This is a genomic window from Pseudomonas sp. RGM2987, from assembly GCF_022952855.1.
Classification (GTDB): Bacteria; Pseudomonadota; Gammaproteobacteria; order Pseudomonadales; family Pseudomonadaceae; genus Aquipseudomonas.
This window is the reverse complement of record NZ_JALJDX010000216.1, coordinates 126,920-145,277: the sequence shown is the minus strand read 5'-3', so window position 1 is coordinate 145,277 and position 18,358 is coordinate 126,920. Positions and strand designations below refer to the sequence as shown.

Annotated in this window: 19 protein-coding genes; 7 read left to right on the top strand and 12 right to left on the bottom strand. The window is 61.6% G+C overall.

The genetic code is table 11. From position 1 onward, the window contains the following. Positions 1-240: 240 nt before the first annotated feature. From RGM2987_RS22545 to RGM2987_RS22520, 6 genes are all read right to left on the bottom strand, one after another. Complete coding sequence (locus RGM2987_RS22545) at positions 241-546, bottom strand: YkgJ family cysteine cluster protein (RefSeq protein WP_245145021.1); 306 nt, start codon at positions 544-546, stop codon at positions 241-243. A 28-nt stretch (positions 547-574) separates the two neighbouring features. Then, positions 575-1,348 (bottom strand): SDR family oxidoreductase, encoded by a 774-nt coding sequence (locus RGM2987_RS22540; protein ID WP_245145017.1) that lies wholly within the window; start codon positions 1,346-1,348, stop codon positions 575-577. 97 nt (positions 1,349-1,445) lie between these two features. After that, positions 1,446-2,906 (bottom strand): deoxyribodipyrimidine photo-lyase, encoded by a 1,461-nt coding sequence (gene phrB / locus RGM2987_RS22535; RefSeq protein WP_245145016.1) that lies wholly within the window; start codon positions 2,904-2,906, stop codon positions 1,446-1,448. An 11-nt stretch (positions 2,907-2,917) separates the two neighbouring features. Next, positions 2,918-3,856, bottom strand: a complete 939-nt coding sequence (locus tag RGM2987_RS22530; RefSeq protein WP_245145015.1) for a MerR family transcriptional regulator — start codon at positions 3,854-3,856, stop codon at positions 2,918-2,920. Continuing rightward, positions 3,856-4,815, bottom strand: coding sequence for a DUF523 and DUF1722 domain-containing protein (locus tag RGM2987_RS22525; protein ID WP_245145014.1), 960 nt, complete (start codon positions 4,813-4,815; stop codon positions 3,856-3,858). Before RGM2987_RS22525 ends, RGM2987_RS22530 begins: the two co-directional genes overlap by 1 nt. Before the next feature lie 185 nt (positions 4,816-5,000). Continuing rightward, positions 5,001-5,987 carry an NAD(P)/FAD-dependent oxidoreductase gene (locus RGM2987_RS22520; protein ID WP_245145013.1) on the bottom strand — a complete coding sequence of 329 codons (987 nt, stop codon included), beginning with the start codon at positions 5,985-5,987 and terminating at the stop codon, positions 5,001-5,003. Positions 5,988-6,184: 197 nt separating this feature from the next. On the opposite strand from RGM2987_RS22520, the gene RGM2987_RS22515 reads away from it, so the two are divergent. Then, complete coding sequence (locus tag RGM2987_RS22515) at positions 6,185-7,084, top strand: TIGR01777 family oxidoreductase (RefSeq protein WP_245145012.1); 900 nt, start codon at positions 6,185-6,187, stop codon at positions 7,082-7,084. A 13-nt stretch (positions 7,085-7,097) separates the two neighbouring features. Then, complete coding sequence (gene hemH, locus RGM2987_RS22510) at positions 7,098-8,123, top strand: ferrochelatase (RefSeq protein ID WP_245145011.1); 1,026 nt, start codon at positions 7,098-7,100, stop codon at positions 8,121-8,123. A gap of 115 nt (positions 8,124-8,238) precedes the next feature. Here the strand turns inward: hemH and RGM2987_RS22505 are convergent, their stop codons facing one another. Both RGM2987_RS22505 and upp read right to left on the bottom strand, forming a co-directional pair. Beyond that, positions 8,239-9,513, bottom strand: coding sequence for a uracil-xanthine permease family protein (locus tag RGM2987_RS22505; protein ID WP_245145010.1), 1,275 nt, complete (start codon positions 9,511-9,513; stop codon positions 8,239-8,241). Between the two features lie 2 nt (positions 9,514-9,515). Beyond that, positions 9,516-10,154, bottom strand: a complete 639-nt coding sequence (upp, locus tag RGM2987_RS22500; protein WP_245145009.1) for a uracil phosphoribosyltransferase — start codon at positions 10,152-10,154, stop codon at positions 9,516-9,518. Between the two features lie 162 nt (positions 10,155-10,316). Here upp and RGM2987_RS22495 point away from each other — a divergent pair, with 162 nt between their 5' ends. Beyond that, positions 10,317-10,874: a hypoxanthine-guanine phosphoribosyltransferase gene (locus RGM2987_RS22495; RefSeq protein ID WP_245145008.1), complete on the top strand. Its 558-nt coding sequence runs from the start codon at positions 10,317-10,319 to the stop codon at positions 10,872-10,874. A gap of 3 nt (positions 10,875-10,877) precedes the next feature. Beyond that, entirely contained in the window at positions 10,878-11,351 is a 474-nt protein-coding gene (locus tag RGM2987_RS22490; RefSeq protein ID WP_245145007.1) for a WbuC family cupin fold metalloprotein, read from the top strand. Positions 11,352-11,490: 139 nt separating this feature from the next. Here RGM2987_RS22490 and dauA read toward each other — a convergent pair whose 3' ends face one another. Beyond that, a complete protein-coding gene (gene dauA, locus RGM2987_RS22485; RefSeq protein ID WP_245145006.1) occupies positions 11,491-13,230 on the bottom strand; it encodes a C4-dicarboxylic acid transporter DauA in 1,740 nt (579 codons plus the stop codon). Between the two features lie 303 nt (positions 13,231-13,533). Between dauA and RGM2987_RS22480 the strand changes: the two genes are divergently transcribed. Then, positions 13,534-14,019 carry a hypothetical protein gene (locus RGM2987_RS22480; protein ID WP_245145005.1) on the top strand — a complete coding sequence of 162 codons (486 nt, stop codon included), beginning with the start codon at positions 13,534-13,536 and terminating at the stop codon, positions 14,017-14,019. A gap of 61 nt (positions 14,020-14,080) precedes the next feature. Next, complete coding sequence (locus RGM2987_RS22475) at positions 14,081-14,368, top strand: PA4642 family protein (protein ID WP_245145004.1); 288 nt, start codon at positions 14,081-14,083, stop codon at positions 14,366-14,368. A gap of 116 nt (positions 14,369-14,484) precedes the next feature. Here RGM2987_RS22475 and mqo read toward each other — a convergent pair whose 3' ends face one another. Further along, a complete protein-coding gene (gene mqo, locus RGM2987_RS22470; RefSeq protein WP_245145003.1) occupies positions 14,485-15,993 on the bottom strand; it encodes a malate dehydrogenase (quinone) in 1,509 nt (502 codons plus the stop codon). Positions 15,994-16,731: 738 nt separating this feature from the next. After that, positions 16,732-16,965: a hypothetical protein gene (locus RGM2987_RS22465; protein WP_245145002.1), complete on the bottom strand. Its 234-nt coding sequence runs from the start codon at positions 16,963-16,965 to the stop codon at positions 16,732-16,734. Between the two features lie 232 nt (positions 16,966-17,197). Here RGM2987_RS22465 and RGM2987_RS22460 point away from each other — a divergent pair, with 232 nt between their 5' ends. Then, positions 17,198-17,782, top strand: a complete 585-nt coding sequence (locus RGM2987_RS22460; protein ID WP_003205489.1) for a YajG family lipoprotein — start codon at positions 17,198-17,200, stop codon at positions 17,780-17,782. Positions 17,783-17,916: 134 nt separating this feature from the next. Here the strand turns inward: RGM2987_RS22460 and RGM2987_RS22455 are convergent, their stop codons facing one another. Beyond that, complete coding sequence (locus tag RGM2987_RS22455; RefSeq protein WP_245145001.1) at positions 17,917-18,123, bottom strand: hypothetical protein; 207 nt, start codon at positions 18,121-18,123, stop codon at positions 17,917-17,919. Positions 18,124-18,358: the final 235 nt, after the last annotated feature.

The window sequence follows — 18,358 nt, the reverse complement described above, 5'->3', positions numbered from 1 at the left end:
CACGCCCGCTCCCACATTTGGTTTTTGGTGAACACTGGATCTGCGTCTGCCACAGCCCTTGTGGGGGCGAGCCTGCTCGCGAAGCGGTGGGTCAGTCACCTCGATGCTGGCTGAGCTGACGCCTTCGCGAGCAAGCCCGCTCCCACATTGGTTTTTTGGTGGTCAGCGGATCTGCGTTTGCCACAGTTCCCCTGTGGGAGCGAGCCTGCTCGCGATGGCGGAGTCTCTGTAGACGGTGATCTAGCGATACGCCGTCGTGATTCCCTGGCGTTCTTCAATGCATTCCGGTGCGCCCATTTCGAATTCACGGCAAATCAGCGGACGTTTCTCGTAAATCGTGCACATCATGCTGTCGCGGTCCAGGGCTGCGCACCAGCCGTCGTCGAGCCGCCGCATCACTTCCCCGCCCCACTCGTCGGTGTCGATAAAGCGCTGCGGAACGCCGGTATCGGTGATCAGCATCACCTCCAACTGGCAGCAGCACGCCGCGCACGTCGAGCAACTGACGGCGGGGGTGCTGATTTCCTGAACAGGGATGGTTTTCATGGCGCGCAGTGTAAGGCAGTTGCGCAGCTCAGCGTCGTCCCTTGATCGGGTCATCGTTTTTCGCCTGGCGGGCATCGGTGTCCGCCGGCAGGGTCTCGACCGATGAGGAGAGCGGCCAGAGTGCGGTCATGGACGCGACGGGTAAGGCTAATTCGGGAGGGTGCTCCGCCAGGTGCTCAAGAACGTGCCGTGCCGCTTCGTCGGGCGTCCACCGGACCGGTGTCGAAAAGCAATCGCCATGGCCCGGTGGCGGTATGTCATACCCCGGATGGACCAGCGTCACATCGATATCCTGGGCGGCGAGGTCGGCGCGAGCCGTTTCGAACAGATAACGCATCCCTTCGCCATCCGCTTCGGTTGCCGTCGCTGGCAAATACGTCGCCGGGCTGGCAATGCCCACCAGATGCGGTGCGCTCCCGGCGCGTAAAAAGGGTACGGCGGCTTCGATGCAATAGCTGGCGGCGAGCAGGTTGCTGCGCAGCAAATGCTCGATCATCGTGTGATCAGCCGTCTGCCCGTCGATATACTCAGCCGTTCCGGCGTTGATGATCAAGGTGTCCAGCGAGCCCCACTGTCGGGCGATCCGTTCGCCGAGTTCGCGCACGGTCTGGCTATCGGTAAGATTGCCGGGCAGCGTCAGCACTTGGCCCGGATAGCGTAATGACAGCGCTTCGCATGATCGAACACGGCCAGAACTGACCGCCAGGTGCGCCCCAGTTTCCAGCAATGCCTCAGCCAACGACGCACCGATCCCGTTGCCGGCACCGGTGAGCCAATATCGCCGTGGCTGCTTTGGATCCATCGGGTACTCCTATTGATCGTTGCTGCGCCTTGATGCGCGGCTTATTAGTAAGACTATATGGCCGGCTGAATAATTGCGCACCCCAACAGCCGCAATTTCATGTCCGCTGATCGGCCGGCGTCTGCGGTATCGCGTCCTGCCGCGCCGGCAGGTTCCTGAACGCAGAAAGCGCCCGAGCGCGGGATTGGGCCAGATCGACGATGGGCGGTGGGTAATCCGCCGCACCAAACAAACTGCCCTGAGGATTTGGGTTATGGACTTGTTGCCCATCCAGATCGTTCAATTGGGGTAGCCAATGCTTGATGAACCGGCCTTCTCGATCAAACTTTTCCGACTGGCTCAGAGGGTTGAAGATCCGGAACCAGGGCGATGCGTCCGTACCGGTGGAAGCACTCCATTGCCAGCCGCCGTTATTGGCCGCCAGGTCGCCGTCGATCAAATGCTGCATGAAAAAACGCTCGCCCTCACGCCAGTCGATCAGCAGGTTCTTGGTCAGGAACATCGCCACGACCATGCGCAGACGATTGTGCATCCAGCCGGTTTCCAGCAGTTGGCGCATGGCCGCATCAATAATCGGCAATCCGGTGCGTGCCTGTTTCCAGGCCGCTAATTCTTCGGGGGCGTTACGCCACCGCAGTGCCTCGGTTTCCGGGCGGAATGCACGGTGGCGAGACACGCGTGGATAGCCCACTAGAATATGTTTATAGAACTCGCGCCAGAGTAATTCATTGATCCAGGTCACTGTTCCGGCGTTTCCGCTCTCGAATTCACCCTGGTTGGCTTGCAGCGCGGCGTGCAGGCACTGGCGCGGCGAGACCACCCCGGCTGCCAGGTACGCCGACAGTTGGCTGGTACCGGGCTTGGCCGGGAAATCCCGTTCGCTCTGGTAATAGTCAATGTGTTGGTCGACAAACGTATCCAGGCGCCGTTGGGCTTCGTTCTCACCGGCAGGCCACAGCGCGCGCAACGCTTCGCTGGGAAGGGCAAAGCCGTCGATTTGCCTGGGCACCGGATCGCTGACGATGCCGGTGAGCGCCTGTCGGACCGGCGACGCAACCCGGTTTGGCAGGGACACGTGCAAACGGCTGTAGCACACCTTGCGAAACTGACTGAACACCTGGAAATAGTTGCCGGTCTTGGTCAGGACCGTGCCGGGCTTGAACAGCAGTTGGTCCAGGTAGCTGTGAAACGCCACACCCTGGGCCTTCACCGCCTGAGCCACTTCAGCATCGCGAAGTTGTTCATTCACGCCGTACTCTTCGTTGACGTGCACGGCGCCGACGTTCATTTCGTGGCACAGCTTCATCAGCACTTGCGGCGCCTGGTTCCAGTGCGCCGCGTCGCGGATCAGCAACGGGATGTTCAGCTCACCCAATGCTGCGCTCAACGTCGCAAGGTTGCGCAACCAGAAATCGACCTTGCAGGGCGCGTCGTCATGGACGCGCCATTGGGCCGGGCTCGTCAGGTAGACCGCGACACAGGGCCCCTGGGCGACGGCTGCCGCCAGGGCGGTGTTGTCATGCACGCGCAAGTCGCTGCGCAGCCAGATCAATTGCACGCTGTTTTCCATCAAATGATTTCTCTACGACTCAGTTCGCGGTGAGCGGATAGCGGGTCTTCAGCCCAAGACACGTCAATCATCGAAACGCCTGTGGATAACCTGGCGTGGTGAATCGACGCGGCCGGACCGGCGATGATGATCGGGCAGCCAATGGCGCCCAGTAGCTTGGGCAGTTGGGACAGGTTGAGCGCATGACTGGCATACAGCAGCACGCCACGGGCCTGGAGGCGCTCCACCGCCAAGGCCAGTTCGCCGGCTGGCAAAGGCCCGTCGAACACTTCCACCGGGCAGTCGGCGCTGCTGGCCAGCCAGGCGGTAAGCCACAAATATGGTTCCGGGAAACTGTCCGAGTGATTGATCAGCAGCAACGGCGCGCCGCGCAGTTGGCGGTTGTTGTGGTAGATCCGACTGCCGAATTTGCTACGTAGCCAGGAGTACAGGAATACCTGTTCCAGTTGCGCACCGAACTGATTTTGCCAGCGCACCTGCAATTGGGCGAGAAGAGGCAACAGCAACTGCTCGCACACGGTCGAGGGCGGGTAAAGCGCCATCGCCTGGTTGACCAGCTCATCGACCTGACGCTCGGCCAGTTGCGTCACCGCCAGTACCAAGGCGTGGCGCTGACGCTGCCAGTCGTCTTCAAGAGGTTCGGCAAGCGGTTGCGCAGTGTCCAGCAACGGCTTGATCTTGCTCACGGCCATTCCGCGGTTGATCCAGGTCAGGATGCTCCGGATCCGTTGCACGTGTTCGGCATTGAATAGCCGATGGCCCTTGGGCGTACGGTGCGGCACGATCAAGCCGTACCGGCGTTCCCAGGCCCGCAACGTGATGGCGTTGACCCCGGTTTGCCGGGCAACTTCGCGGATCGGCAGCCAGCCCTGTTCCAAGGCCTTGGCAAAGTCGGCCCCCAGGTCTTCGCTGGCGCTGGAGTCGGTATCGCGCTTCATCAGATGGCGTTTCGCAGGCTGAGGTTTTCCGGATGCGGTTGCAGGTAGGCCTGCTGCGCCAGATACGGGTCGGGGTGCAAGCGCAGGTGATGCTTGAGCAATGTCAGGGGTACGACCAGGGGTACGATGCCCAGGCGATACTGAGCGATCAGATGCTGCACTTCCTGTTTGTCTTCGCTGCCGATCGCGCGTTTCAGATACCCGCTCAGGTGTTGCAAGACGTTGGTGTGGGTGCGGCGGGTCGCACATTTTTTCAGTGCTGCCATCAGTGCGCTGAAATAGCGAGGACCCAGCTCGTTGGGATCGGCCTTGCTCATGTCGCCAAGCATGGTTCCCAGGACTTTGTATTGCACCGGGTTGTGGGCCATCAGCAGGTATTTATAGCGCGAGTGGAAGTCGATCAGGTCACGCCGGGTCAGCCCCCTGCGGCGCAGCGGTTGCCAGGCGGCGTAGACGAACACCCGGCTCAAGAAGTTCTCCCGCAGCACCGGGTCATTGAGGCGACCGTCTTCTTCTACCGGCAGGTCAGGGTGACGGGCGCAAAAAGCCTTGGCGTAGATACCGCGTCCGCCACCGTCCTGTGGTGCGCCATTGGGGCGGTAGACCTTGACCCGTTCCAGGCCACAGGACGGTGATTTCTGCATGAAGATGTAGCCGCAGATGTCATCCAGTTCACCGGCCATCTGCTGCCCGTAATCGGCCAGTGGCTGCGTCACGTCGAGGTTGTGATCCACCGTGCCGATGGCGGCGGGATGGTCAGGATCGCCCACCAGGCGGATTGGCTCCCGTGGGATGCCCAGGCCAATGGCGACCTCGGGACACACCGGCACGAAATCGAAATAATCCACCAGGGTCCGGCTGCACAGGGGGGATTGCTTGTGCCCGCCGTTGAAACGAACTTCGACGCCCATCAGGCAAGCGCTGATGGCGATTCTGGGCTTGGCGGCTTCGTTGGGCATGGGCGACCTCTGATGGCTTAATCTTGTACAAATATAAATTTATGTACAATATTTTCATCATAGTTACGAAGTCGTGCAAGTCAACCGGTTTGTACAAGAACTTGCAGGGTGGCGCGTCGCAGCTTTTCTTGCGGATCGAGCTGCTGCCTTTTTCGACAGCAGCGGTTGGCGCAGGGTAACGCGATTTACTGCAAGCTGGCGTGCAAGCGGCGGGCGGCCTCCTGGCCACTGAGCCACGCACCTTCGACCCGGCCGGAGAGGCACCAGTCGCCGCACACATACAGGCCCAGGTCGGCATCGGCCAGGGCGCCCCATTCATGGTTGCCGGCGGGGCGGGCGTAGAGCCAGCGATGGGCGACGCTGAAGCAGGGGGCGGGCATTGCGCTGTGCAGCAACTCGGCGAAGGCGCCGTGCAGGTGTTCGATCACCGCCTCCTTGGACAGGTCGATGTGCTGCCGGCTCCAGTCGCTGGTGGCGTGCAGCACCCAGGTGTCGAGCTTGCCGTCGCGTCCCGGTTTGCTGCGGTTGAGGGCCAGCCAGTCGAGCGGGCTGTCCTGCACGAAGCAGCCCTCCATGGGCGTATCCAGCGGTGTCTCGAATGCCAGGGCCACCGCCCATGTCGGGTCCATTTTCACCCCGGCGGCCACCCCGGCCAGCTTCGGTACGGCCGCCAGCAATGCGGTAGCCTGTGGCGCCGGCGTGGCGATCACGACCTGGCCGAAGGGGCCATGGGTGAAGCCCTCGGCGTCCTGCAAGTGCCAATGCTCCTGGCCGCGAAACACCTCGGTGATCCGGCAGGAGAACTGCACCTGCAACTTGCCGAGCAGGGCGCGGGTGATGGCGCTCATGCGCGGCGTGCCGACCCAGCGGGTCTGCTCGTCCGGCGAAGGACTCAGCTGGCCGCCCTGGAAGTTATACAGCAGAGGGGTCCATTCCGCGGCCCAGCCGTTGGCTTGCCAGCGCTGGACCTCGGTGACGAAGCGCCGGTCGCGGGCCGTGAAATACTGTGCGCCCATGTCCAGTGCGCCAGCATCGCTGCGCTTGCTGGACATACGTCCGCCGCTGCCGTGGCTTTTATCGAAGAGTTGAACGACATGCCCGGCCTCCGTCAGGGCCTGGGCGGCTGATAGTCCGGCGATGCCGGTGCCGATGATTGCGATGGGTACAGTCATGAGGGCCTCGTTTACCTTTCTGTACAGACTATGCCGTCGTTTAAACCTGTACAATTCTGGTTTTTAGTATAGGTTTTGCCGTTCGCGCTTGGACAGGTTGTCCTATTGTTTAATCACAGACCCTGTCTGATACGAAAAATCCCTGCTTATAAAAATAGACTAGTGGGCCGGGTAAAACGCGATAGGAGAAACAACTCATGCATATATTGCTGACCGGCGGTACTGGTTTGATCGGACGTCAGCTCTGTCGGCTCTGGTTGGGGCAGGGCCATCGCCTGACCGTATGGAGTCGTCGTCCGGACGAGGTGGCGAAAATCTGTGGCGCGCAGGTGCGGGCCGTCGCAAAGCTTGACGAGATTGCCGAGCCGGTGGACGCGGTAATCAACCTGGCCGGCGCACCGATTGGCGACCGTCCTTGGACCCACAAGCGCAAGATGCTGCTGTGGAGCAGTCGCGTCACCCTGACGGAGGTACTGCTGGCGTGGCTGGAGCGTTGCGAGCAGAAACCAGGGGTGTTGATTTCCGGCTCGGCGGTGGGTTGGTACGGCGACGGTGGCGAGCGTGAGCTGACCGAAGCGTCGGGCCCGGTCAGCGAGGATTTCGCCAGTCAGTTGTGCATCGCCTGGGAAGAAACCGCGCAGCGGGCCGAGGCCATGGGTATACGAGTGGCGCTGGTGCGCACTGGCCTGGTCCTGTCTGCCGAGGGCGGTATTTTGTCGCGCCTGCTGCCGCCCTTCAAACTGGCGCTGGGCGGGCGTATCGGCAATGGTCGGCAGTGGATGCCGTGGGTCCACATCGACGATCAAATTGCCCTGATCGATTTTCTTCTGCACCGCGATGAGGCCAGCGGTCCTTATAATGCCTGCGCACCGAACCCGGTGCGCAACCGCGATTTCGCCAGGGCCCTGGGGCGCGTGTTGCATCGGCCGGCGGTGGTGCCGATGCCGGAACTTGTGCTGAAAGTCGCGCTGGGAGAATTGTCATTGCTGTTGCTGGGCGGCCAGCGCGCCACGCCGGCCCGATTGCAGGCGGCGGGTTTCACCTTCCGCTTCACTGATTTGCCTGCGGCCCTGGACGACTTGTCCAGCCGCTTCTGAAATAGGACGTTGCATGACCGATCACGCGTTGCTTCTGGTAAACCTGGGTTCGCCTGCCTCCACCTCGGTGGCCGATGTGCGCCGCTACCTCAATCAATTCCTGATGGATCCGTATGTCATCGACCTGCCATGGCCGGTGCGGCGGTTGCTGGTGTCGCTGATCCTGATCAAGCGTCCCGAACAATCGGCTCACGCCTATGCCTCGATCTGGTGGGAAGAGGGTTCGCCGCTGGTGGTGCTCAGTCGCCGCCTGCAACAGGCCATGACCGCGCAATGGACCCAGGGGCCGGTGGAGCTGGCGATGCGTTATGGCGAGCCGTCGATCGAGTCGGTGCTGGTGCGCCTGGCGAGCCAGGGCCACAAGAAGATCACCTTGGCGCCGTTGTACCCGCAATTTGCCGACAGCACCGTCACCACGGTCATCGAAGAAGCCAGGCGGGTGGTGCGGGAAAACAAGCTCGATGTGCAGTTCTCGATTCTCCAGCCGTTCTACGACCAGCTGGAATACCTCGACGCCCTGGTGGCCAGCGCCCGGCCGTACCTGATCCAGGACTTTGATCATCTGTTGTTGAGTTTCCACGGCCTGCCGGAGCGGCACCTGACCAAGCTCGACCCGACCGGGTTTCATTGCTTCAAGGATGCCGACTGCTGCAAGAACGCGCCGCCGGAGGTCATCGCAACCTGTTACCGCGCCCAATGCATTCGCACCGCCGAGCTGTTTGCCCAGCGCATGGGGCTCAAGGATGGGCAATGGTCTGTGTCGTTCCAGTCCCGCCTGGGCCGCGCCAAGTGGATCGAACCCTATACCGAAGCGCGCCTGGATGAACTGGGCAAAAGTGGCGTGAAGAAAGTCCTGGTGATGTGCCCGGCGTTCGTGGCGGACTGCATCGAAACCCTGGAAGAGATCGGCGATCGCGGGCGCGAGCAGTTCCTGGCGGCGGGCGGCGAGGAACTGGTGCTGGTGCCTTGTCTCAATGATCAGCCGCAGTGGGCGCAGGCGTTGAGCAGGTTGTGTGAGCGGGCGCCGATTGCTTTGTAATACAAAACTGTGGCGAGGGAGCTTGCTCCCGCTGGACTGCGAAGCAGTCCCATTAGAATGGGCGCTTCGCCCCCAAGCGGGAGCAAGCTCCCTCGCCACAATAGAACAGGCTGATTTATAGCAGCGGCTCATCCGCCTTCTTCTGCTTCCAGCCGTCATTGCCCGGCAGGATCAGGTTCAGCGCAATCGCCACCACTGCACACAGGGCAATGCCCTTGAGGCCAAAGTCGTCCGGGCCGGTGCCGGTGCCGACCAGCACACCGCCGATGCCAAACACCAGCGTCACCGAGACGATCACCAGGTTGCGCGCCTCGCCGAGGTCGATCTTGTGGCGGATCAGCGTGTTCATGCCCACCGCTGCAATCGAACCGAACAACAGGCACAGGATCCCGCCCATCACCGGCACCGGGATGCTTTGCAGCAGTGCGCCGAACTTGCCGATGAACGCCAGGCTGATGGCGAAGATCGCCGCCCAGGTCATGATTTTCGGGTTGTAGTTCTTGGTCAGCATCACCGCGCCGGTGACTTCGGCGTAAGTGGTGTTGGGCGGGCCGCCGAACAGCCCGGCGGCGGTGGTGGCAATGCCGTCGCCGAACAGGGTGCGATGCAGGCCGGGTTTTTTCAGGTAGTCGCGCCCGGTCACGCTGCCCACCGCGATCACCCCGCCGATGTGCTCGATGGCCGGCGCCAGAGCCACTGGCGCGATGAACAGGATCGCCTGCCAGTTGAATTCCGGCGCGGTGAAGTTCGGCAGGGCGAACCACGGCGCGGCGGCGATTTTCGCGGTGTCCACGACGCCAAAGAAAAACGCCATGGCGAAGCCCACCAGCACGCCGGAAATGATCGGCACCAGGCGGAAGATGCCTTTGCCGAACACCGCGACGATCAGTGTGGTGAGCAAGGCCGGCATGGAGATCATCATCGCGGTTTGATAATGAATCAGCTCGGTACCGTCACCGGCCTTGCCCATCGCCATGTTCGCGGCAATCGGCGCCATCGCCAGGCCAATGGAAATGATCACCGGGCCGATGACCACCGGCGGCAACAGCCGGTCGATGAAGCCTGTGCCCTTGATCTTCACCGCCAGGCCCAGGAAGGTGTAGACGAAACCGGCCGCCATCACGCCACCCATGGTCGCTGCCAGGCCGAACTGGCCCTTGGCGAGAATGATCGGGGTGATGAACGCAAAGCTCGACGCCAGGAACACCGGCACCTGACGCCCGGTGACAATCTGGAACAGGATCGTGCCCAGGCCCGCCGTGAACAGGGCGACGTTCGGGTCCAGGCCGGTGATCAACGGCATCAGCACCAGTGCACCGAAGGCCACGAACAACATCTGCGCGCCCGACAGCACCTGGCGCCAGAGCGGATCGTTGAACTCATCCTGCATGCTCAGGCGTCCTTCTGCTTGGTGCCGAAGATCTTGTCGCCGGCATCGCCCAGGCCCGGGATGATGTAGCCATGTTCGTTGAGTTTCTGGTCGATGGAAGCGGTGTAGATGGTCACGTCGGGGTGGGCATCTTCCACAGCCTTGATGCCTTCGGGCGCCGCCACCAGCACCATGGCGCGGATGTCCCGGCAACCGGCTTTTTTCAGCAGGTCGATGGTGGCGACCATGGAACTGCCAGTGGCGAGCATCGGGTCGATGATCATCGCCAGGCGCTCGTCGATTTCCGGAACGAGTTTTTCCAGGTAGGTATGCGCTTGCAGCGTCTGTTCATTGCGCGCCACGCCCACGGCGCTGACCTTGGCGCCGGGAATCAGGCTGAGCACGCCTTCGAGCATGCCGATACCGGCGCGCAGGATCGGCACCACGGTGATCTTCTTGCCGGCGATTTTCTCGACCTGGACCGCACCGGCCCAACCGTCGATTTCATAGGATTCGAGCGGCAGGTCCTTGGTGGCTTCGTAGGTGAGCAGGGCACCGACTTCCTGGGCGAGCTCGCGGAAGTTCTTCGTGCTGATGTCGGCGCGGCGCATCAGGCCGAGTTTGTGTCTGATCAGCGGGTGGCGGATCTCGAGGATGGGCATGGGGACGGCTCCGGCGGCGGGCAAAAAAACCGGCCTAGATTAATCTATCCGAGGGTGTTGTCCTATAGACAATACAGAACGTTAGTCCACAAACGCTTGATCTGGCCGGTCGGGATGCGTACCTTTGCCCGCTTTTCCGAACCTGCACCCTTGGAGAGCGCCATGTCCGCTGATCTCGAGCATATCCGTCAAATCATGCGCGAGGCTGACTGCCTGTACAGCGAAGCCGAAGTCGAAGCGGCCATCGCCCGTGTCGGTGCGCAAATCAACGAGCAACTGGCCGAGTCCAACCCGGTGGTGTTCTGCGTCATGAACGGCGGGCTGATCTTCTCCGGCAAGCTTTTGACCTACCTGAACTTCCCGCTGGAAGCGTCCTACCTGCACGCCACCCGTTATCGCAACGAAACCAGCGGCGGCGATCTGTTCTGGAAAGCCAAGCCGGAAGTCTCGTTCATCGACCGCGACGTGCTGATCATCGACGACATTCTCGATGAAGGCCACACCCTGGGCGCGATCATCGATTTCTGCAAACACGCCGGCGCCCGCGCGGTGCACACCGCCGTGTTGATCGACAAGGACCACGACCGCAAGGCGCGTCCCGATCTGAAAGCCGATTTCGTCGGCCTGCCGTGCGTCGACCGCTACATCTTCGGCTATGGCATGGACTACAAGGGCTACTGGCGCAACGCCAACGGTATTTTTGCCGTCAAAGGGATGTAATCAATGACCCGGCCGAGCTTTCTGGACCAAGCGCTGTTTGACGAGCTGGCCGGGAACGCTGTGGCCAATCCTCGTGGGCGGCAGCACCACAACTTCCATCAGATGGACGAACCTTGCCATCGCATGGCGGTTGGCTTGCAGCCTTCGACGTACATCCCGCCGCACCGGCACCTGAGTGCCGACAAGGCGGAAACCCTGCTGGTGCTCAAGGGGCGGCTGGGGGTGTTGATCTTTGATGAGAGTGGTGCGGTGGTGGACAAGCGCATCCTGCAGGCCGGCGGTGATTGCCTCGGTGTCGACCTGCCGGCTGGTGTGTACCACGGCCTGGTGGTGCTGGAAGCCGACAGCCTGATGTTCGAATGCAAGGCCGGCCCTTACCGGCCTGTGGGCGAGGGTGAACTGGCCCACTGGGCACCACGCGAGGGCGAGCCGGGCGTGGCCGAGTACCAGGCCTGGATGCGCGCACAGTTCGACTGAGTACTGTTTGGAAGGGCTACACAGTCCCGTGGCGAGGGAGCTTGCTCCCGCTTGGGTGCGTAGCACCCACCTGCAATTGTGGCTGCTGCACCCGAGGCGTCGGACCGTCCCAGCGGGAGCAAGCTCCCTCGCCACGGGTTCAGGCAAGCCTTGAGTGGGTGGTGCCAGGCGCCAACCACTGCTCACTCTTGACCCGTGCCTGTTCCAACGTCTGCACATACGCCAGTTGGCGCTGCTCGCGATGAATACCGGCGCGGCGCAGCTTCAGGCGTACCCGCGGCGCGGTCGCCACCAGGATCAGGCCGATGCCCTGCTTGCGGTAGTCCTTCAGGATGTTTTCAAACGCGGCCAGTGCGGTCATGTCCAGCATCGGCACGGCACTCATTTCCACGATCACCACCCGAACCCCCGAATCGAAGCGGCGTAGCACGTCCAGAGCCTTTTCGGCCGCGCCGAAGAACAGTGGCCCGCGAATGCCGTAGCAGCGCACATGCTCGGGCATGTCCAGCAAGGCTTGGTGGAAGTGGCGCGGCAGTTCGGCGCTGTCGGTCAGTTCGCTCATGCGCTTGATGAATAGCCCGGCCGCCAGCAACAGGCCGACCGCGACCGCCAGCACCATGTCGAACAGCACCGTCAGGCTCAGGCAGGTCAGCAACACCAGCACGTCGCTGCGCGGGGCAATACGCAGAGTATGCAGCACATGCCCGGCCTCGCTCATGTTCCAGGCGACCATCACCAGCAACGCGGCCAGTGCAGCCATGGGCAGGTAGCTGAACAGCGGCGCCAGCGACACCATCGCCACCAGCAGCACGAGGCTGTGAATGATTGCCGCCAACGGCGAGGACGCGCCGCTGCGTACGTTGGTGGCGCTGCGAGCAATCGCTGCGGTGGCAGTGATCCCACCAAACAACGGTGCCACCAGGTTGCCCAGGCCCTGGCCCATCAATTCGGCGTTGGGGTCGTGCTTGCTGCCGGTCATGCCATCGGCCACCACCGCACACAGCAGCGACTCGATGGCACCGAGCATGGCGATGGCAAAGGCCGGTGCCAGTAGCTGGCGGATCAGGTCATAGGACAGCGTCAAAGGATGTCCTTGGCCATCCGGTAGATTCCACGGCCAATCAAAGTGGGGCAGGAACGGCGGGATGCCCGGATGAGCCACGCCATCGACCAGGTAACTGAAGCGTTCGCCCAGGGTCGCGACCGGCCAGCCGCCGCGCTCCAGCGCCAGCCCCAGCAGCGCGCCAACCAGCAGGGCCACCAGATGGCCGGGCACCCTTGGCACCCAGCGCGGCCAGGCAATCAAGACCGCCAGGCAGCTGGCGCCGATGAGGCTGTCGCCCAGGCGGGCGCCGGGCAGTGCCACGATCAACTCGCCCAATTGCTCGATGTAGTGATGGGCCTGGCCGGCGGTACTCAGGCCTAGCAGATCCTTGAGTTGCAAGGTGGCAATGACCACGCCGATCCCGGCGGTGAAGCCCAGGATTACCGGATAGGGGATGTACTGAATCAACCGTCCGGCCCGCATCAGCCCCAGGGCGATCAGGATCAGCCCGGCGAGCATGGTGCACAGCAGCAGGCCGCCCAGGCCGTACTGCTGGGTGATGGGCAGCAGGATCACCACGAACGCCGCCGTCGGCCCACTCACGTTAAAGCGCGAACCGCCGGTGAGGGCAATCAGCGGCGCGGCCACCAGCACCGTGTACAAACCATGTTGCGGCGGTACGCCAACGGCGATCGCCAGGGCCATGGCCAAGGGGATCGCGATAATACCCACGGTCAGCCCGGCCACCAGATCGCCCCGCAGGTGCGCGAGGGTATAACCGGCACGCCAGGATTGGCGAAAGGCGGCAAACAGCGGCGGGGCGGAGAAGGGCATGGGCACTCCACACAAAATGAATGGGGCGATACAACGAATCTGGATAGCACCACATTTGTGGCGAGGGGATTTATCCCCGCTGGGCTGCGCAGCAGACCCTGGGATTTCTATCCTGTCGAAGAATTTGCGAGCGCTACGCACTCGAACGGGGATGAATCCCCTCGCCACAACGGCATCGCTTCTGATCAAGGATGATGGCGCTTTGAGTATGCCTCTTGCAGTGCCGGCAGTATTGATCCTGATCGTTTATTTTTACTGCGCCCGCCCATGCTAGAGTGCCCGGCCAAGACCCTGGAGCCTGTCATGAGTGTATCGACCCGCCGCTGCGTCGCCTTGCTGTTGCTATCGAGCCTGACCCTGACAGCCGAAGCCGCGCCGATGCACAGCCAGTTCCTGCCGCCCGATGACCTGACGGTGCGCCAGGAGCAGCCCGAACAGCAGCAACTGCTGCAAGTGACCGAGTATTCGGTGGTGCTGGGTAACCAGCGTCAGTCCAACCAGCAACCAATACCGGTCACATCACCGTTGCTGGTGCGTCTGAAGGGTAAGCCGCTGAACAAAGGCGCGACCATCAGCCAGGTCATCCTTAACTTCGACGGCGAAAGCAAAAGCCTGAAGAAGCCGATGTTCGACGAAGCGAGCAAGACCCTGACCCTGTCTTATCCACAGGCCCAGTACCGGGTTGTCATCGATCTGTTGCGCAATGACACGGTCTACGTGCAGTTCCTGACCTACGCCAACGGCCATATCTGGGCCGACCTGCACACCGGCGCCGAACGCCCGCGTTGAGCCTCGGGCCTCGGCGGGGGTAAACTGCCCGCCCCGTGAACTGTGCAAGCTGGAGCCGGCAATGCGTAAAGACAAGAAACAAGTGATTGGTGACGAAATTGGCGATGAGCAGATCAAGCTGTTCCTCAATTTCGAACCGGTCGATGCCACGTCGCCGTCGTTGCACAAGCTGATCAAGGGCTACCGTGGCTTGCGGGTTGACGACTTCGAGCGCTTCCTGACGTTTTTCGTCGAGGCCGGCTACGACCTCAACGGTAAGGATGAGAAGGGTAACGATTTTATCGCGCTGATCCAGGACCAGCGTAATGCCGAGGATTACATCGAATTGATCGAGAAGGCGCGTGGCTGATTGATCATGGGCCTGCTTCGCAGGCCAGCGGGAGCAAGCTCCCTCGCCACGAAAGCGCCACCCATAAAAAACGCCCCGCTCTCATGGAGAACGGGGCGTTTTTTTATACGGTCAAATCAAGCGTAGCTTTGGGTCTCGCTGCTTTCTTCAACCAGTTCCAGCGCGACGTTGTTCTGCGCATTGACCTTGCGATACAGCGCCGCGTCGGTTTCCAGCACTTTTTCACGGGCCGGGAAGATTTCCGCGAGCTTGGCGGCCCACTCACCCTTGGCTTTGTCCGGGAAGCAGCGCTCGATCAGTTCCAGCATGATCGATACGGTCACCGAAGCACCTGGCGATGCACCGAGCAGGGCGGCGAGGCTGCCGTCCTTGGCCGCCACCAGTTCGGTGCCGAACTGCAGGACGCCACCTTTCTTCGGGTCTTTCTTGATGATCTGCACCCGTTGGCCGGCCACTTCCAGGCGCCAGTCCTCGGCCTTCGCCTCGGGGTAGAAACGACGCAAGGATTCGAGGCGCTGCTCCATGGACTGCATCACTTCGCTGATCAAGTACTTGGTCAGGTCCATGTTGTCCCGGGCCACGGCCAGCATCGGGCCGATGTTGCCGGCGCGTACCGACAACGGCAGGTCCATGATCGAACCGTGCTTGAGGAACTTGGTGGTGAAACCGGCGTATGGTCCGAACAGCAGGGATTTCTTGCCATCGACCACGCGGGTGTCCAGGTGCGGTACCGACATGGGCGGCGAGCCCACCGCGGCCTGGCTGTAGACCTTGGCCTGGTGATGCTTGACCACTTCCGGGTTGTCGCAACGCAGCCACTGGCCGCTGACCGGGAAGCCGCCGAAGCCCTTGCTTTCCTCGATGCCCGAGGCTTGCAGCAACGGCAGCGCCGCGCCACCTGCGCCGAGGAAGACGAACTTGGCGTCGACTTCACGGCTGCTGCCGGAGTTGACGTCCTTGATGCTCACGGTCCAACCATTGCCGTTGCGCTTGAGACCGGTGACGCGCTTGCAGTACTTGACCTGGGTATCCGGGGCGCTGGTCAAGTGCTTGAGCAACTGGTTGGTCAGGGCGCCGAAGTTGACGTCGGTGCCGTTCATGACCCGGGTCGCGGCGATGACTTCATCGGCGGGCCGCCCAGGCATCATCAGCGGCATCCACTCGGCCATCTTGCCCTTGTCTTCGGTGTATTCCATGTCAGCGAAGGCGTGATGCCGGCTCAGCAGTTCGAAGCGCTTCCTGAGGAACGACACGCCTTTTTCACCCTGCACGAAACTGAGGTGCGGCACCGGGGCGATAAAGGACTTGGAGGAGCCAAACGTGCCCTTCTTGGTCAGGTACGTCCAGAACTGCTTCGACACCTCGAACTGGGTGTTGATGTGCACGGCTTTCTTGATGTCGACACTGCCATCGGCGGCCTGGGGCGTGTAATTGAGCTCACACAGCCCGGCGTGACCGGTACCGGCGTTGTTCCAGGGGTTGGAACTCTCCGCGGCACCGGAATCCATCAGCTCGACGACTTCCAGCGAGATCGCGGGGTCGAGCTCCTTGAGCAGTACGGCCAGGGTGGCACTCATGATGCCGGCCCCTACCAGAACTACATCGACTGCTTCGTTATGCGCCATTTAACGCGTCTCCAAAATCTGCAGCACCAAATTGTCGGCATAGCGGCCAGGAGTGGCGGGGCAGGTCGGTTGCGCCCCAGGTATCCATGGCCAGGATCGCCATGTCCGAATCTTCGCAATTTATCGCAACTACTGCGGATGCATGCAGCCTGGCCTCAAGCGTCCTATGAACTCACTTAAGCGCCGGGCGGGCAATTCGACTTATGGCCGAGACATCCGTTCGTGCAACCAAATCCGTAGCGGACAGGCTTCAGGCGCCGGTTCTTGAACGATGGCCGGTCCTGTGTCGTTGGGCTGTTCCAGACGCTAATGGTGCTTGTTCAGACGCAAAACTCTTCATTTGCTCGCCACACTCTTGTGAAGTTGTGAAAACCCGTTTTTTTCACGCTCTTTTGAAGACGTGAACCTCAAAAAAGGGCTGTCCCAGCCTGGCACCGCGCCCGGTTTGGTTGCCCCCATGTAATACATGACAGGCAAAACGGGCAGACAGCTCAGTGACCGAGCGTAATGACAGCTCTGCAGATTCGCGAAAAGTGGTGATTTGCCTGAAGAACAGCAAGCGCGCCAGCTCCACTCGATCTGTGTGGGCGGCTCTCTGTGGGCGGTGCGGGGTGCCAATACCAGCGCATCAGCGGTGTTGCGAGGCCCGATCAGGAGACGTCCTTATAATCGGGGGGAGATTGTATCGAAGAAACGCAGGGAAATGGTCGTGTTTAATGACTTTTATTAGCCGTCCGGTCAGATGGTCAACAGTTGCCGGTTGCGTGAGCGGGCACGAAGCGGCTGCACGCGAGCACTGGCGGGCAACGGCTGGTGCAGCCAGTTGAGACGAATCTCTTCGATTTCCACCCAACCCTCGCCCATCGGTTGCAGGCTGCACTGCTTGAATGCCTGGCAACGGCCGTTGCCGTCCAGCAGGGCGAAGCTGCGATGATGCGGGCGCGGCGTGAACAGGGAAATAAGGAAGCGCATGATCGAATACCGGGTCAGGGAAACTTGTATTCAAGCCTGACAGCGGGCCATGACATGCCGGTGTAAGGAGCGTGACAATGGAGTGACAAGGGGGGGTGACAAGGGGGGAGACAGGAACCGCCCCTTGCGGGTTTTGTCAGACATTTGAGTATTCATCGTGGGGTGCTGGTTCCCCGCGATGGCCCACCGCTATACTGCCGGCCTGTTTGTGCCCGATTCTGGAGAGAAGAGCATGTTGCAACGCCTGTTGTTCGGTTTGATCGCTGTGACCAGTCTGACCCTCGTCGGCTGCGCCCACAGCCCGCAACAACTTAACCCGGAGCCCAAGCTCAATGCCCAGCTGGCGCCCGTGGGTCGCGGCCAGCCGGTAGTCGTGCGTGTGGTGGATGGTCGTCCTTCGCCGACCCTGGGCACCCGCGGCGGGTTGTACCCGGAAACCAGCGTGATCACGGTGCAGGGCGCGCAGATCCTGCCTAAATTGCAGGCCCAGGCTGAAGCTGCGGTACGCCTGCTGGGCTTCACCCCGACGGCCAACGCCTTGAACGCACCGCAACTGACCGTGACCCTGGCCGAACTCAAATACCAGTCGCCCAAGGAAGGCATGTACGTGACCGAGGCCACCATCGGCGCGACCTTCCGCTCCGACGTGCAGAACGCCAACCGCCGCTACAGCGGTCGCTATGGCGCTTCGCTGGACCAGCGCTTCGGCATGGCGCCGAACCAGGACACCAATACCAAGCTGGTCAGCGACGTATTGAGCGACGCCCTGACCCGGCTGTTCAAGGACCCGACCATTGGGCAGGTGTTGGCCGAGTAAGCTTTAAATTCAAAACCCATTGTGGGAGCGGGCTTGCTCGCGAAGGCGGCGGTACATTCGGCCTTGTTGTAACTGGACAACCGCTTTAGCGAGCAAGCCCCCGCCCACAGGGGCTTTTTTTATGGCTGCGATTTTCAGGCAGCCTGCGAATAGAACTCCAGCACACTGATCCCGGTCAGCAGGTCGGCCTCGGGCAGGTCGGCATGTTGATGCCCGCCGAGGGCGCAGTAGACCAGCCAATGTCGGTCCTGGACATTGAAAGACAGGCTGCCGACGAGGTTCTGTTGTTCCTCGCTCGGGCTGATGAGATAGAGACGATCCTGGTTTTCGGCGTGAAGCATGATGGGGTCCGTGCAGGTTTTGACGGGCGACAGAGTGGCCTGCTCAGATGACGAAATCGTGACGGTTGAAATTAATCCGTAGCCCTCAGTCCCAACAGCAAATCTCTGTAAGAACTCACTTTTGTAAGAACACGTTTCTGTGGGAGTAGGGCTTGCCCCCACAGGTCGGAAAAAACGGGGCAGGGCGATGGGCTTTCGGTAGAATCCGCGCCCCGTTCGTCGCTCGCGTTCCTGA